General features: G+C 72.9%; 22 protein-coding genes and 1 pseudogene. 20 read left to right on the forward strand and 3 right to left on the reverse strand.

Going from position 1 to position 22,917, the window contains the following annotated elements:
- The 6 genes from VLJ82_RS01890 to VLJ82_RS01915 form a co-directional block, all read left to right on the forward strand.
- The coding region (locus VLJ82_RS01890; RefSeq protein WP_408661627.1) for an amino acid--tRNA ligase-related protein at nt 1–601 on the forward strand (601 nt) is incomplete at its 5' end.
- Complete coding sequence (locus VLJ82_RS01895; RefSeq protein WP_408661628.1) at nt 594–1,895, forward strand: adenosylmethionine--8-amino-7-oxononanoate transaminase; 1,302 nt, start codon at nt 594–596, stop codon at nt 1,893–1,895. The genes VLJ82_RS01890 and VLJ82_RS01895, both read left to right, overlap by 8 nt.
- Nucleotides 1,896–2,037: 142 nt before the next feature.
- Entirely contained in the window at nt 2,038–3,201 is a 1,164-nt protein-coding gene (locus VLJ82_RS01900) for an 8-amino-7-oxononanoate synthase (protein WP_408661629.1), read from the forward strand.
- A complete protein-coding gene (bioD, locus tag VLJ82_RS01905) occupies nt 3,198–3,980 on the forward strand; it encodes a dethiobiotin synthase (protein ID WP_408661630.1) in 783 nt (260 codons plus the stop codon). Before VLJ82_RS01900 ends, bioD begins: the two co-directional genes overlap by 4 nt.
- The gene (gene bioB / locus VLJ82_RS01910; protein WP_408661631.1) at nt 3,977–4,984 is read left to right on the forward strand and encodes a biotin synthase BioB; all 1,008 of its coding nucleotides are present in this window, start codon (nt 3,977–3,979) and stop codon (nt 4,982–4,984) included. Before bioD ends, bioB begins: the two co-directional genes overlap by 4 nt.
- A gap of 489 nt (nt 4,985–5,473) precedes the next feature.
- A complete protein-coding gene (locus VLJ82_RS01915; RefSeq protein WP_408661632.1) occupies nt 5,474–6,883 on the forward strand; it encodes an HNH endonuclease signature motif containing protein in 1,410 nt (469 codons plus the stop codon).
- 144 nt (nt 6,884–7,027) lie between these two features.
- Here the strand turns inward: VLJ82_RS01915 and VLJ82_RS01920 are convergent, their stop codons facing one another.
- Nucleotides 7,028–7,576: a transcriptional regulator gene (locus VLJ82_RS01920; protein WP_408661633.1), complete on the reverse strand. Its 549-nt coding sequence runs from the start codon at nt 7,574–7,576 to the stop codon at nt 7,028–7,030.
- A 519-nt stretch (nt 7,577–8,095) separates the two neighbouring features.
- On the opposite strand from VLJ82_RS01920, the gene VLJ82_RS01925 reads away from it, so the two are divergent.
- A complete protein-coding gene (locus VLJ82_RS01925; RefSeq protein ID WP_408661634.1) occupies nt 8,096–8,296 on the forward strand; it encodes a helix-turn-helix domain-containing protein in 201 nt (66 codons plus the stop codon).
- A 112-nt stretch (nt 8,297–8,408) separates the two neighbouring features.
- On the opposite strand, the gene VLJ82_RS01930 is transcribed toward VLJ82_RS01925, so the two are convergent.
- Complete coding sequence (locus VLJ82_RS01930; protein ID WP_408661635.1) at nt 8,409–9,302, reverse strand: formate dehydrogenase accessory sulfurtransferase FdhD; 894 nt, start codon at nt 9,300–9,302, stop codon at nt 8,409–8,411.
- 299 nt (nt 9,303–9,601) lie between these two features.
- Between VLJ82_RS01930 and VLJ82_RS01935 the strand changes: the two genes are divergently transcribed.
- The 6 genes from VLJ82_RS01935 (at nt 9,602) to VLJ82_RS01960 (ending at nt 14,390) form a co-directional block, all read left to right on the forward strand.
- Nucleotides 9,602–11,044 carry a replication-associated recombination protein A gene (locus VLJ82_RS01935; protein ID WP_408661636.1) on the forward strand — a complete coding sequence of 481 codons (1,443 nt, stop codon included), beginning with the start codon at nt 9,602–9,604 and terminating at the stop codon, nt 11,042–11,044.
- Between the two features lie 106 nt (nt 11,045–11,150).
- A complete protein-coding gene (locus VLJ82_RS01940; RefSeq protein WP_408661637.1) occupies nt 11,151–11,561 on the forward strand; it encodes a DUF948 domain-containing protein in 411 nt (136 codons plus the stop codon).
- A gap of 1 nt (nt 11,562) precedes the next feature.
- A complete protein-coding gene (locus VLJ82_RS01945) occupies nt 11,563–11,889 on the forward strand; it encodes a hypothetical protein (protein WP_408661638.1) in 327 nt (108 codons plus the stop codon).
- Nucleotides 11,890–11,906: 17 nt separating this feature from the next.
- Nucleotides 11,907–12,368, forward strand: coding sequence for a Holliday junction resolvase RuvX (gene ruvX / locus VLJ82_RS01950; protein ID WP_408661639.1), 462 nt, complete (start codon nt 11,907–11,909; stop codon nt 12,366–12,368).
- Nucleotides 12,369–12,392: 24 nt separating this feature from the next.
- On the forward strand, nt 12,393–13,562 hold the full coding sequence (gene mltG, locus VLJ82_RS01955; protein ID WP_408661640.1) for an endolytic transglycosylase MltG: 1,170 nt from the start codon (nt 12,393–12,395) through the stop codon (nt 13,560–13,562).
- The gene (locus VLJ82_RS01960) at nt 13,563–14,390 is read left to right on the forward strand and encodes a shikimate dehydrogenase (protein WP_408661641.1); all 828 of its coding nucleotides are present in this window, start codon (nt 13,563–13,565) and stop codon (nt 14,388–14,390) included.
- Here VLJ82_RS01960 and VLJ82_RS01965 read toward each other — a convergent pair.
- Nucleotides 14,314–15,450, reverse strand: coding sequence for an NTP transferase domain-containing protein (locus tag VLJ82_RS01965; RefSeq protein ID WP_408661642.1), 1,137 nt, complete (start codon nt 15,448–15,450; stop codon nt 14,314–14,316). The two genes, VLJ82_RS01960 and VLJ82_RS01965, sit on opposite strands and share 77 nt — an antisense overlap.
- Before the next feature lie 187 nt (nt 15,451–15,637).
- Between VLJ82_RS01965 and aroC the strand changes: the two genes are divergently transcribed.
- The 7 genes and pseudogenes from aroC to VLJ82_RS02000 form a co-directional block, all read left to right on the forward strand.
- A complete protein-coding gene (gene aroC, locus VLJ82_RS01970; RefSeq protein WP_408661643.1) occupies nt 15,638–16,876 on the forward strand; it encodes a chorismate synthase in 1,239 nt (412 codons plus the stop codon).
- Nucleotides 16,877–17,395, forward strand: coding sequence for a shikimate kinase (locus VLJ82_RS01975; protein ID WP_408661644.1), 519 nt, complete (start codon nt 16,877–16,879; stop codon nt 17,393–17,395).
- Nucleotides 17,392–18,471 carry a 3-dehydroquinate synthase gene (aroB, locus tag VLJ82_RS01980; RefSeq protein WP_408661645.1) on the forward strand — a complete coding sequence of 360 codons (1,080 nt, stop codon included), beginning with the start codon at nt 17,392–17,394 and terminating at the stop codon, nt 18,469–18,471. The genes VLJ82_RS01975 and aroB overlap by 4 nt, the downstream gene beginning before the upstream one ends.
- A gap of 112 nt (nt 18,472–18,583) precedes the next feature.
- Nucleotides 18,584–19,012: pseudogene (gene aroQ / locus VLJ82_RS01985) on the forward strand (type II 3-dehydroquinate dehydratase); the annotation flags it as partial.
- 139 nt (nt 19,013–19,151) lie between these two features.
- Nucleotides 19,152–20,102 (forward strand): bifunctional riboflavin kinase/FAD synthetase, encoded by a 951-nt coding sequence (locus VLJ82_RS01990; protein WP_408661646.1) that lies wholly within the window; start codon nt 19,152–19,154, stop codon nt 20,100–20,102.
- Between the two features lie 136 nt (nt 20,103–20,238).
- Nucleotides 20,239–20,508, forward strand: a complete 270-nt coding sequence (rpsO, locus tag VLJ82_RS01995; RefSeq protein ID WP_408661647.1) for a 30S ribosomal protein S15 — start codon at nt 20,239–20,241, stop codon at nt 20,506–20,508.
- Nucleotides 20,509–20,841: 333 nt separating this feature from the next.
- A partial coding sequence (locus tag VLJ82_RS02000) for a polyribonucleotide nucleotidyltransferase (protein ID WP_408661648.1) occupies nt 20,842–22,917 on the forward strand: 2,076 nt, incomplete at its 3' end.

The following is a 22,917-nucleotide window of genomic DNA, read 5'->3' on the forward strand; positions in this document are numbered from 1 at the left end:
GGCCTGGTCCTTCGTCTGGGTCGTCGACGCCCCGTTGTTCGAGCCGGCGGGTGACGCGGTCGCGGCCGGTGACGTCGCGGTCGGATCCGGGGCCTGGACCGCCGTGCACCACGCCTTCACCAGCCCCAAGGCGGAATTCACCGACACCTTCGACACCGACCCGGGCAGCGCGCTGGCCTACGCCTACGACATCGTCTGCAACGGCAACGAGATCGGTGGCGGGTCGATCCGTATCCATCGCCGCGACATCCAGGAGCGGGTGTTCGCGGTGATGGGCCTGGACGAGCGGCAGGCGCAGGAGAAGTTCGGCTTCCTGCTCGACGCCTTCGCCTACGGCGCCCCGCCGCACGGCGGCATCGCCTTCGGCTGGGACCGGATCTGCGCGCTGCTGGCCGGCACCGACTCGATCCGGGACGTGATCGCCTTTCCGAAGACCGGCGGCGGCTACGACCCGCTGACCGAGGCGCCGGCGCCGATCACCCCGGAGCAGCGCCGGGAGGCCGGCGTGGACGCCAAGCCGAAGGACGCCGAGGCCAGGAGATCCGCCGAGCACGCGCTGCCGACCGGCGAGCCGGCTGTTCCCAGCGCCACGGGTGACTGAGCCGGACGCGCTCCTCGCCTTCGACCGGCGGCACGTCTGGCATCCGTACGCGACGCTGCCGGCCGGGTCCGCGCCGCTGCTGGTCGAGTCGGCGTCCGGTGTCCGGCTCAGGCTGGCCGACGGGCGCGAGCTGGTCGACGGCATGTCCTCGTGGTGGGCGGCCATCCACGGCTACCGGCACCCGGTGCTGGACGCGGCGGTGCGCCGGCAGCTGGAGTCGATGAGCCACGTGATGTTCGGCGGCCTGACCCACCAGCCGGCCATCGAGCTGGCCCGCCGGCTGGTCGCGATCACCGCCGAGCCGCTGCAGCACGTGTTCTTCACCGACTCCGGGTCGGTGGCGGTCGAGGTGGCGGCCAAGATGGCGCTGCAGTACTGGGTGTCGGCCGGCCTCCCGGACAAGCGCCGGCTGATGACCTGGCGGGGCGGCTACCACGGCGACACCCTGCACCCGATGAGCGTGTGCGACCCGGTCGGCGGCATGCACGCGATGTGGGGGACGGCGCTGCCGGCCCAGGTGTTCGTCGATGCGCCGCCGGCCGGCTTCGACGCCGGGCCGGACCTCGATTATCTGCAGCAGTGGGACCGGATGCTGGCTTCGCATGCCGAGTCGATCGCCGCGATCGTCGTCGAACCGGTGGTGCAGGGCGCCGGCGGGATGCGGTTCGCCAGCCCCGGCTACCTGATCGCGCTGCGGGAGCTGGCCGACCGGCACGGGGTGCTGTTGATCTTCGACGAGATCGCCACCGGCTTCGGCCGTACCGGCGCGCTGTTCGCGGCCGACCACGTCGGGGTGGCGCCGGACATCTGCTGCCTGGGCAAGGCGATGACCGGCGGCTACCTGTCGATGGCGGCGACCCTGTGCACCGGCGCGGTGGCCGAGCAGATCTCGCGCGGACCGGTGCCGGTGCTGGCGCACGGCCCGACGTTCATGGCCAACCCGCTGGCGGCCGCGGTGTCGCTGGCCTCGATCGACCTGCTGCTGTCCTCGCCCTGGCAGGCCGCGGTGGGCCGGATCGAGGCCGGCCTGCGGCGCGAGCTGGCCCTGCTGGCGGGCCTGCCGGGGGTGGCCGACGTCCGGGTGCTGGGCGCGATCGGGGTGGTGCAGCTGACCGGCCCGGTGGACGTGGCGGCCGCGACTGCCGCCGCCGTCGAGCACGGAGTGTGGCTGCGGCCGTTCCGGGACCTGATCTACACCATGCCGGCCTATCGAATGACCGACGACGAGCTGGCCGTGCTCGGCGCGGGGATCCGGGCCGCCGCACTGGCCGGCGGCGCAGCCAATCAGCGATAGCTGATCAGCTGTAGGCAGAGCCGCTAGCCGGACGGTCAGCCGATGCGGGCTGCGGATCGCCACCGCGACCGGGTGTGGCGCAGTCGGCACGGGCCACCAGCCGGTGGCGGCGTGACCGGCCGGCTGACGTAGGTTGGCGCCCATGTCCGCTGCCGCCGTCGCTGCCGGCGGCTGGCCGGATCCGCTGGCCTGGCTGGCCGACGCCGCCGCCGAGCGCACGGCGGCCGGGCTGCGCCGAACGCTGCGGCCGCGGCGTCCGGAGCCCGGTGGACGGCTCGGCATTCTCGATCTCGCGTCCAACGACTACCTGGGCCTGGCCCGCGACCGGAGGGTGCTGGCCGGTGCCGCCGCGGCGCTGGACCGCTGGGGAGCCGGCGCCACCGGCTCGCGGCTGGTGACCGGCAGCACCGAGCTGCACGCCGAGCTGGAGCGGGCGCTGGCCGGCCTGGTGGGCGCGCCGGCGGCGCTGGTGTTCTCCTCGGGCTACCTGGCCAACCTGGGCGCGGTGACCGCGCTGGCCGGCCCGGACTGCCTGATCGTCTCCGACGCGGCCAACCACGCCTCGCTGATCGACGCCTGCCGGCTGAGCCGGTCCCGGGTGGTGGTGGTGCCGCACGGCGACCAGCGGGCCGCCGCCACCGCGCTGGCCGTCCGGGCCGAGCCCCGCGCGCTGGTGCTGCTGGAGGCGGTCAACTCCGCCGCCGGCGACCTGCTGCCACTGGCCGGCTGGCACCGGTTGGCCGTCCGGTTCGGTGCCTTGCTGCTGGTCGACGACGCGCACGGCCTGGGCGTGCGGGGTGCCGGCCGGGGTGCGGTGGCCGAGGCGGGACTGGCCGCCGAGCCGAACGTGGTCACCACGGTCACGCTGTCCAAGGCGCTCGGTGCGCAGGGCGGCGCGGTGCTCGGCGGGCAGCCGGTGATCGACCACCTCGTCGACCGGGCCAGGTCGTTCGTCTTCGACACCGGGCTGAACCCGGCGGCGGTGGGAGCGGCGCTGGCCGCGGTCCGGATCGTCGCGGCCGAGCCGGGCCTGGCCGCGGCGGTGCGCCGCCGGGCGGCCGACCTGGCGGCGATCTGCGGGGTGCCGGCGCCGGACGCGGCGGTGCTGCCGGTGCTCGTCGGCGAGGCGCTGCCGGCCTTCGAACGGGCCCAGGCGCTGCGCGAGCGGGGGATCGAGGTGGGCTGTTTCCGGCCGCCGTCGGTGCCGCCGGGCACCGCCCGGTTGCGGCTGGTAGCCCGGGCCGACCTCACCGATGCCGACCTGGAACGTTTCTGTCAGACCTGGCGGGCAGTGTGGCCGTCATGAGGTTCATCGCAGTGACCGGCACCGGTACCGGGGTGGGCAAGACCGTGACCACCGCGGCCCTGGCCTCCTGCGCGCTGCGGGCCGGGCAGCGGGTGGCAGTGGTCAAGCCGGTGCAGACCGGGGTGCGGCCCGGCGAGCCGGGTGACCTGGCCGAGGTGCGGCGACTGACCGGCCTGGACGACCTGCACGAGTACGTCCGCTACGCCGAGCCGCTGGCACCGGCGACCGCCGCGCGCCGGCTCGGCGACCCGGGCCCGGCCCTGGACGAGCTGGCCGGCCGGATCGCCGGGCTGGCCGACCGGGACCTGGTGATCGTCGAGGGGGCCGGCGGGGCGCTGGTCCGGTTCAACGACCGGGACGAGGGGATGGCCGAGCTGATCGGCGCCGTCCAGGAGCTGGTCCGGTCGCCCTCCGGCGACGGGCGGAGTCCGCGGGTCGAGGTGGTGCTGGTGACCGGTGCGAACCTGGGCTGCCTGCACCACGCCGCCGCCACCGCCCGGGCGCTCGAGGAGTGGGGCCTGGCACCCGGGCATCTGGTGGTGGGGGACTGGCCGGCCGAACCGGGCCTGGCCGAGCGCTGCAACCTGCAGGACCTGCCGTCCTACGGGGGCGCGCCGTTGCGGGGCGTGCTCCCTTCCGGCGCCGGCCGGCTGCTGCCGGAGGCGTTCGCCGAGGTCGCCGTGCGATCGCTCACGCCGGCGCTCGGTGGCAGCTTCGATGCCGTTAGCTTTGTCCGACGCCATGCCGCACCGGAACCGATGAGAGTGAGCAGTCCATGACCGCGATCGACACCTCCGTGCTCAGCCGCGCCCGCGAGCAGGTGCTCGACGGCGGGGTGGGTCTCGGCGAGCGGGATCTGGTCGAGGTGCTGCGGCTGCCCGACGACCAGCTGGAGGCGTTGCTGGCACTGGCCCACCAGGTGCGGATGCGCTGGTGCGGTCCCGAGGTCGAGGTGGAGGGGATCGTCAGCCTCAAGACCGGCGGCTGCCCGGAGGACTGCCACTTCTGCTCGCAGTCCGGCCAGTTCTCCTCGCCGGTGCGGGCGGCCTGGCTGGACATCTCCAGCCTGGTCGAGGCGGCCCGGCAGACCGCCGCCACCGGGGCCAGCGAGTTCTGCATCGTGGCCGCGGTGCGCGGGCCGGACCAGCGGCTGATGGACCAGGTGGCCGAGGGCGTGCGGGCCATTCGCGCCGAGGTGGACATCCAGGTCGCCTGCTCGCTGGGCATGCTCAGCCAGGACCAGGTCGATCGGTTGGCAGCGCTCGGGGTGCATCGCTACAACCACAACCTGGAGACCGCCCGCTCGTACTTCGACCGGGTGGTGACCACCCACACCTGGCAGGAGCGGGTGGACACCCTGCGGATGGTCGCCGCGGCCGGCATGGAGGTCTGCTGCGGCGGCATCATCGGCATGGGGGAAACCCTGGAGCAGCGCGCCGAGTTCGCGGTGCAGCTGGCCGACCTCGCGCCGGACGAGGTGCCGCTGAACTTCCTCAACCCGCGGCCCGGCACCCCGTTCGCCGACCTGCCGGTGCTCGACGCCCGGGATGCGCTGCGCGCAATCGCCGCGTTCCGGTTGGCGCTGCCCCGCACCATCCTGCGCTTCGCCGGCGGGCGGGAGCTGACCCTGGGCGACCTGGGTGCCCGGCAGGGGATGCTCGGCGGCATCAACGCGGTGATCGTGGGCAACTACCTGACCACCCTGGGGCGGCCGGCGGAGTCCGACCTGGAGCTGCTGGCGGAGCTGAAGATGCCCATCAAGGCGCTGTCAGCGACTTTGTAAGGCTGTCTGGTGCCTGATACGACGATCTATTGCGACCAGTGTGGTGCGCCGGCTGGCGGCGATCCGGCTGATGGCGATCTGGCGGTCGGCTCTCCGGCTGGTGGCGGTCCGGTTGGTGGCGAGCATGCCGGCTGCGCCCGGCGAGCGGCGCTGGAACCGCCGCGTTACTGCCCCGACTGTGGCCGGCGGATGGTGGTACAGGTGACCCCGGTGGGCTGGTGGGCGAGGTGTTCCCAGCACGGGGAGCGACGCGGTTGACGCGTGGTGGATGCGCGGCCAGCACCGTAGTGCTCAGCGTTTTGCCTTGTTCGTACAGCGACTCTGAGCACTCGGGCAGTCATCGATGTGGGGCTCTGTAGCAGTTGCTTATGGATAAACACATTCTCGTGCTCAGTGCGATGACCGTCAGCATTATCCACAGCGATTTGCCCTATCCACAAAGATGTTTCGGCTCCAAAACTGTCAGCGTTGTTCGATAAGGTCGGCACTGTGATCGATACCGCGGCGGCTGGGCCGGACCGGCTGGAGCAGCCGGCAGATGCGCCGATGGTGCCGCCCGGTGAACGGCTCGCCCAGCTGGTCGCACTAGTGCCGGCCGCGCGGTCGACCGGCGAGCTCGCCCGGTTCGATCCGAAGCAGCTGTCGGCCGGCGAGCGGATCGATCTGGTCGCGGCCCTGCAGGAACAGAAGAACTGGCTCGACGCGGTGCAGGCCCGGGTGCTGGCCGAGATCGACGCGACCGACACCAGTGCGCTCCACCTGTCCGGTGAGGCCGTGTCGCTGGCGCTGAAGATCCCGGTGCCGACGGCCCAGCGCAAGCTCAAGACCAGCCGGACGCTGGTAGACGAGCTGCCCCGGACGCTGGCGCTGCTGGCCGGTGGCGAGATCTCCGAGCGGCACGCGCAGTTGATCACCGAAGCCGCCTGGGGGCTGGACGCCGAGCTGGTCGAACAGTTCGACCGTCAGGTCACCGAACGGGCCGCCGACCAGACGGTCAGCCAGTTGCGGCAGACGGTCAGCCGGGCGGCAACTGCGCTCGATCCGGCCACCGCGGAGCAGCGGCACGTCCGGGCGTTGGCCGACCGCAGGGTGGGCTTCCAGCCCGCGAACGATGGCATGGCGGAGCTGCCGGTGCTGCTGGGCGCGGTCGAGGGCCAGCTGATCTTCACCCGGCTCACCGCCGCGGCCACCCTCCTGCCGCCCGACGACGTCCGGACGATGGATCAGCGCCGGGCCGACCTGCTGGTGGACGCGGTGCTGTCCGGCCTTCCCCAGGACGCCCTGCCGGAGCTGCAGGGCCGGCGGCCGGCCATCCAGGTCGTGGTCAGCGCCGACACCCTGCTGCGGTTGGACGACGAGCCCGCACACCTGGCGGGTTACGGGCCGATCACCGCCGAGACGGCCCGCTGGCTGGCCGCCGACGAGTCCGGCAGCTGGCGCCGGTTGCTGACCGATCCCGACACCGGGCAGCTGTTGGACATCAGCGCTGAGCGATACCGGCCCAGCCAGCGGTTGCGGGACTACGTCAGTGCCCGGGATGGCGTGTGTGCCTTCCCGACCTGCAACCAACCCGGCTACCGGTGCGAGTACGAGCACATCACGCCCTACGCACAGGGTGGCCGGACCTGCCGGTGCAACGGGGCGCTGGCCTGCCGGCGGCACAACCTGTGCAAGGCCGGTACCGGCTGGGAATATCGCCGCAACGAGGACGGGTCCTTCACCTGGACCGATGACACCGGCCATCGGCGTATTGGTCACCCTCCGCAACGCTGGCGGAGTCCTGGCGAGCAGCCGCCCACGCAGCAGGCAGACCCCGGCGGGCCGCCGAACACCCACCCGGTGCACCCCAACGAACCGCCGAGCACCTACCCCGCGTATTCCGGCACGCCACCGTTCTGACGGCTGCCTCTCATCGGTGTTGGGGTGCCGGTGCGGCCGTTACGGTGTGCCTGCTGCCGGTACGTCCGTTGCCGGTTGCTCCGGGTCGTCAGGCCGCGATCGCGGTGTGCCAGTCGTTGGCGATCCGCCCAGGTACTCGGGCCCTCAGGACTGGTCGTCGGCACTGTGGTGGCCAGTGCTCTGCGCCGCGTGACCGAGGGCGGCGGTGATCACGGCCGCCAGATGGTTGAGCGTGTCGGCAAGGCCGGGTCGGCTGTCTGTCTCGGCGGCAGCCTCGGCGAGCAGCCGGCGGCGCAGGTCCACGACGGCCAGCACCGACTCGTCGTCGATGTCGGTGAGGTCCAGCGGCGGTGGCGCGTTGCCGTTCCCCTCGCGAGCCGCGGCCCGGCGCAGCAGTTCCCGCGCGAGCTCGGAATCCGATACGTCGGTCACGGTGGGAACCAGCACCGGCGCCGCCACCGGCACGCCGTACGCCTCCGCCGCGGCAACCAGCAACTGGTCGGCGGGCAGCCGCAGCGCCTCGGCAAGCACCTGCACCGTCTTGCGGGACGGCATGTCTTTGATGCTGTCGCGCGAATCGGTCAGGATCGAGTGCAGCGTCTGCCGCGACAGGCCTGACAGCCGGACCACATCGGCGGGCTTGTAACCACGCTCGGCCATCCGAGCCTGGATCAGGCTACGAAACGCATGCATGCTGACATCCCTTGTCCGTGACCACCATGAGTAACCGTCTCGTGCCGGGCTGCCTGCGCGCAACGCCCTGCTGCGGTGACTTCTGATCTCCGAACTTTACTGACCGCACACGGCGGCTAGGTGAGGCGAGTGGCGACGCCGTACCTGGCATGCCGAAACCGCCCGGCATGACGCGCGGCTGTCCGAAGCAACGACGTAAAGCCCTTGTAATCGCTATCGGCGTAGCTGTCCGACAGTTCTTGACAACCGGCAGAACCAGAGATCAAGATCGATTAGCTATAAAAAGTAAAGCTTGCTGCACCGGTACCTTCTCGCTCTGCCATCCGCTACAGCCGATGTTGGAGGTCTGATGATGCCCGGCAGGTCCGACAACGGTGGACGCGATGTCCGGCGGAGCCAGGCCTGCTCCGCAGCTACTGACACCGCAGATGCAGGCCGAGCCGCCATGGGCGAACTCGGCAGCTGTCCGGTGGCCGGCCGCGGTCGGCGGCGGCTCGGCAGGGACCAGAGGTAGCCGCCATGCGCCTGCGGAGCCGGGTGGTGCTCGTCGAGTGCCTGGAGTTGGCCCGGCTGAGCGAACGGGAACTGGCCCGGCGCGCCGGGCTCAGCCACTCCACGGTCAACCACCTGTGCACCGGTCGGCGGGTCAGCTGCTCGCGCGCCAGCGCCGCGGCCATCGAGCGGGCGCTCGATCTGGAAGAGGGAAAGCTGTTCGTCTGACGGCCGCCCGGCGGGCATCGATCGGCCTCTGACGCCCAACCGACCGCCTACGACATCCGCCGGCAGGCAATCGGCCACCTACGATGCGCGGCCCGGCAAGCAATCAACCGGTCTAGTCCGGCTTGTCGGCCAGCTCCAGCCCAGTCACCAGCTCGCTACCCGCGTAGACGTTCATCCGGCCCGGACGCACCATCCCGGCCAGCACCAGCTCATGCTCGCGCGCCAGGTCCACCGCCAGGTCCGACGGCGCCGACACCGCGACCATGCCAGCCACCCCGGCGGCCACCGCCTTCTGCACGATCTCGAACGACACCCGCCCGCTGACCACCAGCAGCAGGTCGGTGGCCGGCAGCCGCCCGGCCAGCAGCGCCCAGCCCACCACCTTGTCCACCGCGTTGTGCCGCCCGACGTCCTCCCGCACCACCAGCACCTGCCCGGCCGCGGTCGCCAGCGCCGCGGCATGCAGCGACCCGGTCCGGGAGAAGGTCCGCTGTTGCAGCCGCACCTGGTCCGGCAATCCCTGCAGCACCCCGGCCGGCACCGTCCAGCCGGCCGTGTGCGGCGCCGACCGTCGCAGCGGGCTGAGATCGAGCACGTCCGCGCTGCACACCCCGCACGCCGCCCCGGTCACCCAGGCCCGCGGCCGGGGCCGGCGCACCCCGGCGTCCAGTGCCACGTGCACCTGGTCGACGCCCCGCCCGCTGACCCCGTCCAGCGCGCGCAGGTCGAGGTCGTCGGCAGTCCGGCACTGCCGCAGCTCCTGCAGGTCGCCGGGCGAGCGCACCCCGGACTCCACTGTCAGCCAGCCGGCGGCCAGCTCCAGGTCGTGGCCCGGGGTGCGCATCAGGGTGGCGATCGACTCACCACCCACGATCAGGTTCAACGGCGCCTCGACGGTCAGCTCGTCGCCGACCGCTTCCACGCCGACCGCTCCCTCGCCGCCCGGCCCGTCCGGCGAGGAGGTACGCAGCTTGATGATCCGGCGCCGCGCCGTACTGACAGCCATCCGTGCCGGCCCCATTCCCGCGGCCCGCGCCGCGTGCTCCCAATCTAGTGCGCGGGCTAGGGTGCTCAGAGGATCAGCAGGCCACAAGCTCACCGGGCCACAAGCCCACCCGGCGCAAGCTCACCCGGCGCAAGCTCACCGGACCCCGAGCTCACCGCCCGGGCCCCGAGCTCACCGCCCGGGCCCCGAGCCGGGGAATGCTAAAGGCTCAGCGGATCCTCGAAAGACCGGCACTGGAGTAGGGCTGGAAGGAGACGCGCGATGCCAGCAGTCGCCGCACCGCCTGCCGCGGCCCGGCCATGACCCTGTTCGGCGATCCGGTCGAGGACAGCCTGCCGGCCCGGGCCGAGCCGGCCGATCCCTTCGAAGGCGCCGACGACCCGAACAGCCCGCTCGCCGTCCGGATGCGCCCGCGCACCCTGGACGAGGTGCTCGGCCAGCAGCAGCTGCTCGGCCCCGGCTCGCCGCTGCGCCGGCTGGTCGAGGGCGACGCGCCGATGTCGCTGATCCTGTTCGGCCCGCCCGGCACCGGCAAGACCACCCTGGCCACCATCGTCTCGACCGCCGGCAACCGGCGCTTCGTGCAGCTGTCAGCGCTTAACGCCGGCGTCAAGGACGTCCGGGCGGTGATCGAGACCGCCCGCCGCACCCTGGAGCACGGCGGCCGCCCCACGGTGCTGTTTATCGACGAGATCCACCGCTTCTCCAAGACCCAGCAGGACTCGCTGCTGGCCGCGGTGGAGGCCCGGACCGTTACCCTGGTCGCGGCGACCACCGAGAACCCGTACTTCTCGCTGGTCTCGCCGCTGCTCTCGCGCAGCCTGCTGCTCACCCTGCAGCCGCTCACCGACGACGACATCAATCAGCTGGTGGACCGGGCGCTGACCGACCCGCGCGGGCTCGGCGGCACGGTCCGGCTGTCCGGCGAGGCCCGCGAACACCTGGTGCGGATGGCCGCCGGCGACGCCCGCCGGGCCCTCACCGCGCTGGAGGCGGCGGCGGGCTCGGTACTGGCCGCCGCCGAGCAGGAGGCCGGCGAGCAGGAGGCCGCCGAGCAAACGACCAGCGAGCGAAAGACCGGCGAGCGAAAGACCGGCGAGCGGGAGATCAGCCTGGCCGCGCTGGAGCAGGCCGTCGACACCGCGGCGGTGCGCTACGACCGCGACGGCGACCAGCACTACGACGTGATCAGCGCCTTCATCAAGTCGATCCGGGGCTCGGACGTCGACGCCGCCCTGCACTACCTGGCCCGGATGATCGTGGCCGGCGAGGACCCCCGTTTCATCGCCCGCCGGCTGGTGGTGCACGCCAGCGAGGACATCGGGATGGCCGATCCGACCGCCCTGCTGGCCGCCACCGCGGCCGCCGACGCGGTGGCCCTGATCGGCATGCCGGAGGCCCGCATCAACCTCGCCCAGGCCACCATCCACCTGGCCCTGGCGCCCAAGTCCAACGCCGTGATCACCGCCGTGGACGCCGCCATCGGCGACGTCCGGGCGGGCCTGGCCGGTACGGTCCCGGCACCGCTGCGCGACAGCCACTACGCCGGCGCCGGCCGGCTGGGCCACGGCAAGCGGTACCAGTACCCGCACGACCTGCCCGAGGGCGTGGCCACCCAGCAGTACCCGCCGGACGAGCTGGTCGGCCGGGACTACTACCAGCCCGGTCCGCGCGGCGCCGAGCGGGCGATCGCCGAGCGGCTGGCCAAGCTGCGCGCGGTGATCCGCGGCATCCGGCCCTGATCGGCCAGCAGGTAGGGTCCACTGGATGCCCGGGACCCGACACCGGCCCGGAGATGAACCTCAGACGGAAACACATGAACCTTCACGACGGAAAGGAGGCCCGCGCGTGCACGCTGGAGGAATCGCGGCGCTGATCGCCGCCGGCGCGTTCGTCCTGCTGGTGCTGCTGCTGGCGATCCCGCTGCTCAAGCTCGGCAGGACGCTGGACGAGGCGACCCTGGCGATCCGCAAGACGCACGAGGGGGCCACCCCGCTGCTGACCAGTGCCCAGACCACGGTGGCCAACGTCAACACCCAGTTGGAGCAGATGGAGGGCATCACCCACGGCGTCAGCTCGATCACCTCAAACGCCGCGGCGCTGACCGCCATCGTCACCTCGACCATCGGCACTCCGCTGATCAAGGTCGCCGCCTTCTCCTACGGCGTGCGCTCCAGCGTGCGCAAGCGGCAGGACAGCCAGGCGATCGCGGCGGCCCGCGCCGACCGGCGGGCCGGCCGGCGGCGGAGGAACCCCTGAGATGCGCCGGCTGTTCTGGCTGGCCCTCGGTGCCAGCCTCGGGGTGCTGATCGTGCGCAAGCTGTCCCGGGCCGCCGAGCGGATGACGCCGCAGGGGATCGCGGCCGGCCTCGGCGCGGGGCTGTCCGACCTCGCCGCGGCGCTGCGCGACTTCGCCGACGACGTCCGGACGGCCATGTCCAGCCAGGAGGCCGCCCTGCGCGCCGCCGCCGGCCTGGACGCCGGATCGCCGACCGCGCTGACGCCCGACGGTGCCGTGCCACCCGGCCCGGCCGGTGAGGTGGCCACCGCGGTGAGCCCGACCGCCGACCGGCCGGCCGGCGCCTGAGCCAGCCCGCCGCCGCGATGAGCGAACCCGGCGCCGCCCGCCCGTCCGTCGTCTGGTTCGGCGTGGACGTGGGCTCGGTCCGGGTCGGCGTGGCCCGCAGCGACGCGTCCGGGATGCTCGCCGTGCCGGTCGCCACGCTGCGCCGCGATCGCCGGCTGGGCCGCGACCTGGACCAGCTGACCGGCCTGCTGGCCGAGCACGACGCGGTCGGGGTGGTGGTCGGCCTGCCCCGGACGCTGGCCGGCCGGGCGGGACCCGCGGTGGCCGAGGCCCGGGAGTACGGACAGGCACTGGCGGCACGGATAGCCCCGCGTCCGGTACTTTACGTGGACGAGCGACTCACCACGGTGCTGGCGCAACGGAACCTGACCGCCAGCGGCGTGCGGGGCCGGGCCAAGCGGTCGGTGGTGGATCAGGCCGCCGCCGTGGAGATCTTGCAGTCGTTTCTTGACGGTTCGACCCAGCAACACCCTGACTAGCGGATTCGGAAGGGCCACACGCAGGTGGAGGGTTCGATCGACGAAGTGCGCGACGACGAGCATCCGTTGTTCGACTCCGGCGACAGCGCGCCGTACGTCCCGGGTGCTCGTAAGCGATCCCAGCGACGCCGCGCCCGGCGCCGGCGCCGGCACCGGATCGCCCCGATCGTCGCGATCGTCCTGATCTTCGTCCTGATCGGCGTCAGCTACAAGATCGTCACCTCGGTCGCCGACCGCTTCAACGACCGGTTCGCCGTTCCGGACTACGCCGGCTCCGGCCAGGGCTTCACCCGGGTCAAGATCTCGCCCGGCGACGGCGCCAGCGACGTCGCGGCGGCGATGGAGAAGGCCGGCGTGGTCAAGTCCGTCCGGGCCTTCGTCGACGCCGCCGAGAACTCCGGGCGGGCCAACGACATCCAGGCCGGGGTGTACCGGGTGCCGCTGCACGCCTCCGGCGCGGCCGCGATGGCCGCCATCCTGGACCCGGCCAACCGGCTGGTCTCGCAGGTGACCATCCCGGAGGGTTACACCGTCAAGCAGATCCTTCCGCTGCTGGCCGGCAAGACCGGGCTGCCGGTCGCCCAGCTGCAGGCCGCGGCCGCCCGGATTCCCACCCTGGGCCTGCCCGACGGGCTCAGCCCCAAGACCGCCGAGGGCTTCCTGTTCCCGGCCACCTACGAGTTCGACCCGGACCAGTCCGCCCTCGAGGTGATGCAGCAGCTGACCGGCCAGTTCGACGCCGAGTACCGCAAGCTCGGCTTCGCCGCCGCGGCCAAGGCCCAGAAGCTGACCCCGTACCAGGCGCTGATCATCGCCTCGCTGGTGGAGTCGGAGGCCAAGTTCCCTCAAGACCGGCCCAAGGTGGCCCGGGTGATCCTGAACCGGCTGGCCAACGGCACCCCGATCGGCATCGACGCGGCCAACCGGTACGGCTTGGCGGTGGAGGGCAAGGACCCGAACTCGGTGACCTACACCGAGGACTCGCCGTACAACGTCCGGACCCATACCGGGCTGCCGCCGACCCCGGTGTCCAACCCCGGCGAGGCCTCGCTGCAGGCGGCGATCGCCCCGGCGCCCGGGGACTGGCTGTACTACGTGGTCGCCGACGCGGCCGGGCACCACATCTTCACCGCCGACGAGAACGTCTGGGTCGAGGCGGTCGCCAAGTGCAAGGCCAACGGCTGGGGCTGCTAGGTGCCACCCCGCTCGGCGGCGGTGCTGGGCAAGCCGGTCGGGCACTCGCTGTCGCCGGTGCTGCACCGGGCCGCCTACCGCGCGCTCGGCCTGACCGGCTGGCGCTACACCGCGATCGAGTGTGACGAGCCGGAGCTCGCCGGCCTGCTCGACCGCTCGGCCGAGGACGTGGTGGGCTACTCCTGCACCATGCCGCTGAAGCGGCAGGTGCTGCGGGTGGCTGCCTCGGCGAGCCCCGCGGCGACCGCCATCGGGGCCGGCAACACGCTGCTGCGGACGCCGGCCGGCTGGCACGCCGACAACACCGACTGGATCGGGATCCGGGACGCGCTGGCCGCCGCCTCGGTGCCGGTCTCCGGGCGGGTCGCCGTGCTCGGGGCCGGCGGCACCGCGCAGGCCGCGCTGGCGGCGCTGGCCGGTGGCACCGCGCCCCGCCAGGTGCAGGTACTGGTCCGCGAGCCGTCCCGGGCCGCCGAGCTGCTGGCCACCGCCGGCCGGCTGGCGCTGCCGGTCACCGTCGCCCCGCTGGCCGACCCGGAGCAGTGGCTGGCCGCCGACCTGGTCATCGCCACCCTGCCGCCCGGGGCCGCCGACAGCTACGCCGGCCTGCCGTTCTCCAACCGCCAGGCGTTGCTGGATGCGGTCTACACGCCGTGGCCGACGCCGCTGGCCGCCGCCTTCGCCGCCGCCGGTGCCCCGGTGGTCAGCGGCGCGGCGATGCTGCTGTACCAGGCCGCCCGCCAGGTCGAGCTCATGACGGGGAGTGCAGCTCCAGTCGAGGCCATGCGAGCTGCGCTGCGGGCAGCCGTCCCCGGCTGCGCTGCCTGATCCGGTCCTCGGCCAGCCGCAGGTCCCGCGGGGTGTCGCAGTCGGCACCCCAGGCGTCGAAGTCCGGCAGGTAGCCGACCTCGACCCCCTCGTACAGCGCCCGTACCGGCCGGCCGGCCGGATCGCCCAGCCGGTCCAGGGCGGTGTACAGGGCCGCGGTACGCCAGGCCGCCGCCAGGTAGTTGACCCGGCCGGCCGGGTCCACCAGCACCGCGGCCCCGGCGTCCGGCCGGTCGGCCAGCAGCGCCCGCAGCGGACCCAGCGCCCCGGCGACGAACGGCAGGTCGGCGGCCAGCACCAGCACCACCGGCTGCTGGACCTGCCGCAGGCCGGCGCTGACGCCCGCCACCGGTCCGCTGCCGGCCGGCTGCTCCCGGCAGAACACCGGCTCGCCGATCCCGTACCGGGCGGCGCCGACCACGATCCGCCGGCTGGCCGCACTGCAGGCCAGCAGCACGTGGTCGACCAGCGGCCAGCCGGCCAGCTTGCGCTCCGGCTTGGCTGTGTTCGCGGCGACGCCGAGCCCCCCGGCCATCCGGCTGCCCCGCCCGCCGGACAGGATCACCGCGTCGAAGGCCTCGTCCAGGCCCGCGCCACCCCGGGCCAGCGCCAGCGCCGCGGCCGTCCGGGCCCGCAGCGGGGTGTCGCCGAACAGGCTGAGCAGGGTCAGCGCCAGCTGGAAGCTGGCCGCCGCGGCGTCCCGGTCGCCCTGCTCGAACTGGCGCACCCCGATCGAGTGCAGGGTGCTGGCCTGCCGCTCCCGGCCGAGGGCGTGCCGCCAGGCCCGCTGGTGGCAGCGCTCGGCCGCCGCGAAGTCCGAGCACAGGCAGTGCAGATCGGCCAGCCGCAGCAGCAGCTGCCACGGATCGGAGCGGGCACCGAGCCCGTCCAGCAGCCGCTGGCCCTCGGCCAGGCCCTGCTCGGCGCGGCCCAGCAGCCCCAGCAGGAACAGCCGCTGCACCGGTTCGGCGGCGGCCAGCGCCTGCTCGACCCCGCGCCGGTCGGTGAGCACCTCGCGCAGGCTGGACGGGTCGGTCGTCCAGCCGGTCTGCTCGCCCACCCCACCATGATGGCTGAACCAAATTGGCCGGCCGGGACGGCTGGGCCAGGATGGCCCGACCGGGAACGGCCGGAAGATGTCGGCCGAACCCGGGACGGCCGAACCCGGGACGGCCGAACCCGGGACGGCCGGCAGAGGGCACTACCCGTCCGGGTGCCGGGCGCGCCCGGGTGACACAATCGGTCGAGTGCTGCGCTGGATGACTGCCGGAGAATCGCACGGCCCGGCCCTGGTGGCGATCCTGGAGGGGTTGCCGGCCGGCGTGACGGTCAGCACCGCCGACATCGCCCGGGACCTGGCCCGCCGCCGGCTCGGGCACGGCCGCGGCGCCAGGATGAAGTTCGAGCAGGACGAGGTGGAGCTGACCGGCGGGGTCCGGCACGGCGCCACCATGGGCGGCCCGGTGGCGGTCCGGATCGGCAATACCGAGTGGCCCAAGTGGCAGACCGTGATGTCGGCCGACCCGGTGCCGGAGGAGGTGCTGGCCGAGCAGGCCCGCAACGAGCCGCTGACCCGGCCCCGGCCGGGCCACGCCGACCTGGTCGGCATGCAGAAGTACGACCTCGACGACGCCCGTCCGGTGCTGGAGCGGGCCAGCGCCCGCGAGACCGCGGCCCGGGTGGCGCTCGGCGTGCTGGCCAAGAGCTTCCTGCGCCAGAGCGTCGGGGTGGAACTGCTCAGCCACGTCACCACGATCGGCTCGGTGTCCGCCCCGCCGGGCACCCTGCCGCGGCCCGGCGACGCCGACCGGATCGACGCCTCCGAGGTGCGCTGCCTCGACCCCGGCGCCAGTGCCGCGATGGTGGCCCTGATCGATGCCACCAAGCGGGCCGGGGACACCCTCGGCGGCGTGGTGGAGGTGGTTGCCTACTCGGTGCCGCCCGGGCTGGGCAGCCACATCCAGTGGGACCGCCGGCTGGATTCCCGGCTGGCCGGCGCGCTGATGGGCATCCAGGCGATCAAGGCGGTGGAGGTCGGCGACGGCCTGGAACTGGCCCGCACTCCTGGCAGCCAGGCGCACGACGAGATCGAGCGCGGCGTGGACGGGGTGCTGCGGCGCCGGTCGGACCGGGCCGGCGGCATCGAGGGCGGCATGAGCACCGGCGAGGTGCTGCGGGTCCGGGCGGCCATGAAGCCGATCTCGACGGTGCCGCGGGCGCTGGCCACGGTGGACGTGGCCACCGGGGAGCCGGCGGTGGCGATCAACCAGCGCTCCGACGTCTGCGCGGTGCCGGCCGCCGGGGTGGTGGCCGAGGCGATGGTGGCGCTGGTGCTGGCCCAGGCCGTGCTGGAGAAGTTCGGCGGCGACTCGATCGGCGAGACCCGGCGCAACGCGCGGGCCTACCTGGACCGGCTCACCGAGCGCGGGATGAGCGCCGGCGAGCCGATGGAGCAGCCGGTCCCGCCGTCCGGGCCGGGTTTCTGAATGCCGCCCCGGGTGGTGCTGGTGGGGCTGCCGGGCACCGGCAAGTCCAGCGTCGGAGCGGAGCTGGCCCGCCGGCTGGGGGTGCCGTTCGCCGACACCGACGAGCTGGTCACCCGCCAGACCGGGCGTTCGGTCGCGGAGATCTTCGAGCGGCAGGGCGAGGCCGCGTTCCGGGAGCTGGAGGCCGACCTGATCGCCGAGGCGCTGGCCGGCTTCGGCGGCGTGCTGGCCCTCGGCGGCGGTGCGGTGACCACCGGGGCGGTACGGGCGGACCTGGCCGCCTCGGGCGTACCGGTGGTGCTGCTCACTGCCGGCCAGGACGAGCTGCTGAACCGGCTGGCTCCCGCCGAACCCCGACCCTTGCTGGCCGGGAACGCCTCGGACCGGCTGGCCGAGCTTGCCGCGGCCCGGGGCGGTTGGTACGCCGAGGTGGCCACGGTCAGCATCGACACCGGCGGCAGGTCGGTCACCGAGGTGGCTGACCTGCTGCACCGGCAGCTGATCGGGCAGGCCCGATGAGCCGGCCGACCCGGATCCAGATCACCGGCGCCCGGTCCTACGACGTGATCATCGGCACCGGGCTGCTCGGCGAGCTGGCCGGGCTGCTGGCCGGCGCCCAGCGGGTTGCGGTGATCCACCCGCCGACGCTGCTGGCCACCGCCGAGGCGGTCCGCGACGACCTGGCCGGCCAGGGCTTCGAAACCCACCTGATCGAGGTGCCGGACGGCGAGGCCGCCAAGACGCTGGCGGTGGCTGGCTTCTGCTTCGACGTGCTCGGCCAGGTCGGCTTCACCCGCAGCGACGCCCTGGTCGGGCTGGGCGGCGGCGCCACCACCGACCTGGCCGGCTGGGTGGCCGCGTCCTGGCTGCGCGGGGTGCCGATCGTGCAGGTGCCGACCACGCTGGCCGGCATGGTGGACGCGGCCGTCGGCGGCAAGACCGGCGTGAACACCGACCGCGGCAAGAACCTGGTCGGCGCCTTTCACCCGCCGGCCGGGGTGCTGTGCGACCTGACCGCGCTCGCCACCCTGCCGGTCAACGACTACGTCGCGGGACTGGCCGAGGTGGTCAAGTGCGGCTTCATCGCCGACCCCGCCATCCTGGAGCTGATCGAGGCCGACCCCGGCGCGGTGACCGTGCCCGGCAACGCTGCCGAACGCGAGCTGGTCGAGCGCTCGGTGGCGGTCAAGGCCCGGGTGGTGTCGGCCGACCTCACCGAGCAGGGTCCGCGCGAGGTGCTCAACTACGGGCACACCCTGGGCCACGCCATCGAGAGGGCCGAGCGGTACCGGTGGCGGCACGGCGCGGCGGTTTCGATCGGGCTGGTGTACGCGGCGGAACTGGCCCGGGCGCTGGGCCGGCTGGATGACGCCACCGCCGACCGGCACCGGGCGGTGCTGAGCGCGCTGCGGTTGCCGGTCAGCTACCGAGCCGGCGCCTTCGAGCAGCTGCTGGAGACCATGCGGATCGACAAGAAGGCCCGCGGCAATCGGCTACGGTTCGTGCTGCTGGAGGGCCTGGCTCGACCGGTCACGGTCGACGACCCGGACCCGGCGCTGCTGGCCGCGGCTTACTCGGAAGTAGCCGATGAGTGAGGATCGCAGCGACGTAGGAGCGAGGACCGGAGCGATTAGGGGCACAGCGGGTGAGTGAGGATCGCAGCGACGTAGGAGCGAGGACCGGAGCGATTAGGGGCACAGAGTGACGATGGATGCTCAACGGGTACTGGTGCTCAACGGGCCGAATCTGAGCCGGCTGGGCACCCGGGAGCCGGAGATCTACGGCAGCACCACCTATCCGGAGCTGGCGGCGTTGTGCGTGCGGGCCGGTGCCGAGCTGGGCCTGGCCGTCGAGGTGCACCAGAGCGACGCCGAGGCCGAGCTGGTCGGCTGGCTGCACCGGGCCGCGGACGAGCGGCTGCCGGTGGTGCTGAACCCGGCGGGCCTGAGCCACACCTCGGTGGTGCTGCGCGACGCGGTGGCCGCCCGCACCGCGCCGCTGGTCGAGGTGCACATCTCCAACATCGCCGCCCGGGAGGAGTTCCGCCGGCACTCCTACGTCTCCGCGGTGGCCTCCGGGGTGATCACCGGGCTGGGCGTCGAGGGGTACGTGCTGGCGCTGAGCTGGCTGTCCTCGGCCACCGCCGGACAGCCCGGGCCGAGCCCGGAACCGGCCGGGCAAGCCGGGCCGAGCCCGGAACCGGCCGGACCCAGCCCGGAACCGGCCGGACCCAGTCCGGAATCAGCCGGAAACCCCGGCAACTAGACTCCCGGGCGTGCAACGCTGGCGTGGCCTGGACGAGATCCCGGCCGGATGGGGTCGCTGCGTCGTCACCATCGGAGTGTTCGACGGCCTGCACCGCGGGCACCAGCAGATCGTCGCCCGGGCCCGTTCGATGGCCGACGAGCTGGACCTGCCGACGGTGCTGGTCACCTTCACCCCGCACCCGTCGGAAGTGGTGCGGCCGGGCACCCATCCGCCGCAGCTGACCACCAACACCCGCAAGGCGGAGCTGGCCGCCGAGCTCGGGGTGGACGTGGTGGTGTTCCTGCCGTTCACCCTGGAGTTCGCCAAGCTCTCCCCGGAGGACTTCGTCCACCAGGTGGTGGTCGCCGAGCTGCACGCCGCCGCGGTGGTGGTGGGGGAGAACTTCCGGTTCGGCCACCGCGCCGCCGGCACCGTGGCGATGCTGGCCGAGCTGGGCAGCCGGTGGGGCTTCGCCGCCGAGGGCGTGGAGCTGCTGACCGAGGCCGGCCGGCCGATCTCGTCCACCTACATCCGCTCCTGCGTGGAGGCCGGCGACGTGGCTGCCGCCGCGCACGCCCTGGGCCGCTCGCACCGGCTGGACGGAGTGGTGGTGCGCGGCGACCAGCGCGGCCGGCAGCTGGGCTTCCCGACGGCCAACGTCCGGCCGGTGCCGTACCCGGCGGTGCCGGCCGACGGCATCTACGCCGGCCGGGTGGTGCGCCTGGACCAGTGGGGCAACACCGTCGCGGGCCGGCCGGCGCTGCCGGCGGCCATCTCGGTGGGCAGCAACCCGACCTTCGAGGGCAAGCACCGCTCGGTGGAGGCGTTCATCCTGGACTTCGACGCCGACCTGTACGGCCAGAACCTCGGAGTGGAGTTCGTGCGCCGGCTGCGCGGGATGATCCGCTACGACTCGGTGCAGGAACTGGTCGACCAGATGGCCGACGACGTCGCCCGGACCCGGGAGCTGCTCGGTTAACAGGCCGGACGGCCCGGCTGCTAGACTGGCTTTCGGCAATCGCGGAGTTCCGCCGTGCCCGCAGCTGCGTTATCCACCCGTCGTGAGGAAGACCGCCGGGGCGTGCCTGCACCAGACGATGAAGGAGTAAGCGTTCGTGCCGCTCACCAAGGAAGTCAAGCAGCAGATCATCAGCGAGTACGGTGCCTCCGACACCGACACCGGGTCGGCCGAGGTGCAGATCGCGATGCTGAGCCGCCGGATCGCCGACCTCACCGAGCACCTCAAGGGCCACAAGCACGACCACCACAGCCGGCGCGGCCTGCTGCTGCTGGTCGGCCAGCGGCGCCGGTTGCTGAACTACCTCACCAAGACCGACGTCAACCGCTACCGCTCCATCATCGAGCGGCTCGGGCTGCGTCGATAGGTTCTACCGGGAGCGGTCCGATCGGGCCGCTCCCGTTCGTTGCGCGGCCCGCACTCCTTCCGCGGGGCGGCTCGCGGAACCCTGACAAGTGAATCCACGCCGGAGCTGAGCACGACATCCCGCACCCTGGTGCTGAACGACCGTGCGGCTCTCCGAGGTCGGTCCTCGGTAGTGGCGTCCCGAACCTGCAGTCGCACGCCGGCTGCCTCGGGCGCTTCGATCGAAGACCGGCACCGCACCCGCCGAGATCCTCGGCCCATCGAGTGCGCGATGCACTCCGCCCCGGCTCGTACCAGCGCGCACCGCGCGCTGCCGACAGAGAGGCGGACTGCTATGTCCGAAACCGACGCCGTGACCGACGCCGGCACCACCGAAGCCGTGGCCACCATCGACAACGGCAGCTTCGGCACCCGCACCATCCGATTCGAGACCGGCCGGCTGGCCAAGCAGGCCGCTGGCTCCGTAGTGGCCTACCTCGACGAGGAGACCATGCTGCTGTCGGCCACCACGGCCGGCAAGAGCCCCAAGGACCAGTTCGACTTCTTCCCCCTCACGGTCGACGTCGAGGAGCGGATGTATGCCGCCGGCCGGATCCCGGGCTCGTTCTTCCGGCGCGAGGGCCGGCCGTCCGAGGACGCCATCCTGACCTGCCGGCTGATCGACCGGCCGCTGCGGCCGACCTTCATCAAGGGTCTGCGCAACGAGGTCCAGGTCGTCATCACGGTGATGGCGCTGCACCCCGACCACGCCTACGACGTGCTGGCCATCAACGCCGCCTCCGCGTCCACCCAGATCTCCGGCCTGCCGTTCAACGGGCCGGTCGGCGCCACCCGGGTCGCCCTGGTCGACGGCCAGTGGGTGGGCTTCCCGACCCACACCGAGCTGGAGCGCGCCACCTTCGACATGGTGGTGGCCGGCCGGCTGCTTTCCTCCGGTGACGTCGCGATCATGATGGTGGAGGCCGAGGCCACCGAGAACACCATCGAGCTGGTCGCCGGCGGCGCCACCAAGCCCACCGAAGAGGTGGTGGCGGCGGGCCTGGAGGCCGCCAAGCCGTTCATCGCCACGCTGTGCCGGGCCCAGTCCGAGCTCGCCGCGACGGCGGCCAAGGAGACCCGGGAGTTCCCGGTGTTCCTGGACTACCAGGACGACGTGCTGGCCGCGGTCACCGACGGCTACCGCGACGCCACCGCCACCGCGCTCACCATTGCCGACAAGCAGGACCGCGAGCTGGAGCTGGACCGGATCAAGGACCAGGCCAAGGCCGACCTTGCCGGTCAGTTCGAGGGACGGGACAAGGAGATCAGCGCCGCCTACCGGTCGCTGACCAAGACCCTGATCCGGCAGCGGGTGCTGCGCGACAAGGTGCGCATCGACGGCCGCGGCCTGACCGACATCCGGACGCTGTCGGCCGAGGTCGAGGTGCTGCCCCGGGTGCACGGCTCGGCGCTGTTCGAGCGCGGCGAGACCCAGATCCTGGGCGTCACCACGCTGAACATGCTGGGCCTGGAGCAGAAGCTCGACACCCTGAGCCCGAACCGCACCAAGCGCTACATGCACAACTACAACTTCCCGCCGTACTCCACCGGTGAGACCGGCCGGGTCGGCTCGCCGAAGCGGCGCGAGATCGGCCACGGCGCGCTCGCCGAGCGAGCGCTGGTGCCGGTGCTGCCCAGTCGCGACGAGTTCCCGTACGCGATCCGGCAGGTCTCGGAGGCGCTCGGCTCCAACGGCTCGACCTCGATGGGTTCGGTGTGCGCCTCGACGCTGGCGCTGCTCAACGCCGGCGTGCCGATCAAGGCCCCGGTCGCGGGCATCGCGATGGGCCTGATCTCCGACACCGTGGACGACAAGACCGAGTACGTGGCGCTGACCGACATCCTCGGTGCCGAGGACGCCTTCGGCGACATGGACTTCAAGGTGGCCGGCACCCGCGACTTCGTCACCGCCCTGCAGCTGGACACCAAGCTGGACGGCATCCCGTCCGAGGTGCTGGCCCAGGCGCTGGCGCAGGCCCATGACGCCCGGCTGCACATCCTGGACGTGATGGCCGAGGCGATCGACCGTCCGGACGAGATGAGCCCGTACGCCCCGCGGGTCACCGTGGTCAAGATCCCGGTGGACAAGATCGGCGCGGTGATCGGCCCGAAGGGGCAGATGATCAACTCGATCCAGGACGAGACCGGCGCCCAGATCACCATCGAGGACGACGGCACCATCTACGTCGGCGCCTCGGACGGCCCGTCCGCGGCCGCCGCGGTGGACCGTATCAACGCGATCGCCAACCCGCAGATGCCCAAGGTGGGCGAGCGGTTCCTGGGCACCGTGGTCAAGACCGCGGCGTTCGGCGCCTTCGTCTCGCTGCTGCCGGGCAAGGACGGCCTGGTGCACATCTCCAAGCTGGGCAAC

It is taken from the genome of Jatrophihabitans sp., from assembly GCF_035474675.1.
GTDB lineage: Bacteria > Actinomycetota > Actinomycetes > Mycobacteriales > Jatrophihabitantaceae > Jatrophihabitans_A.

What these genes read in the sequence shown, in the direction of transcription:
- VLJ82_RS01945 (WP_408661638.1), top strand. Translation starts at nt 11,563, where the DNA reads ATGCGCCGGCTGTTCTGGCTGGCCCTCGGTGCCAGCCTCGGGGTGCTG.
- VLJ82_RS01930 (WP_408661635.1), bottom strand. Translation starts at nt 9,302, where the DNA reads ATGGCTGTCAGTACGGCGCGGCGCCGGATCATCAAGCTGCGTACCTCC.
- bioD (WP_408661630.1), top strand. Translation starts at nt 3,198, where the DNA reads ATGAGGTTCATCGCAGTGACCGGCACCGGTACCGGGGTGGGCAAGACC.
- VLJ82_RS01900 (WP_408661629.1), top strand. Translation starts at nt 2,038, where the DNA reads ATGTCCGCTGCCGCCGTCGCTGCCGGCGGCTGGCCGGATCCGCTGGCC.
- VLJ82_RS01975 (WP_408661644.1), top strand. Translation starts at nt 16,877, where the DNA reads ATGCCGCCCCGGGTGGTGCTGGTGGGGCTGCCGGGCACCGGCAAGTCC.
- bioB (WP_408661631.1), top strand. Translation starts at nt 3,977, where the DNA reads ATGACCGCGATCGACACCTCCGTGCTCAGCCGCGCCCGCGAGCAGGTG.
- aroB (WP_408661645.1), top strand. Translation starts at nt 17,392, where the DNA reads ATGAGCCGGCCGACCCGGATCCAGATCACCGGCGCCCGGTCCTACGAC.
- VLJ82_RS01935 (WP_408661636.1), top strand. Translation starts at nt 9,602, where the DNA reads ATGACCCTGTTCGGCGATCCGGTCGAGGACAGCCTGCCGGCCCGGGCC.
- VLJ82_RS01925 (WP_408661634.1), top strand. Translation starts at nt 8,096, where the DNA reads ATGCGCCTGCGGAGCCGGGTGGTGCTCGTCGAGTGCCTGGAGTTGGCC.
- VLJ82_RS01920 (WP_408661633.1), bottom strand. Translation starts at nt 7,576, where the DNA reads ATGCATGCGTTTCGTAGCCTGATCCAGGCTCGGATGGCCGAGCGTGGT.
- ruvX (WP_408661639.1), top strand. Translation starts at nt 11,907, where the DNA reads ATGAGCGAACCCGGCGCCGCCCGCCCGTCCGTCGTCTGGTTCGGCGTG.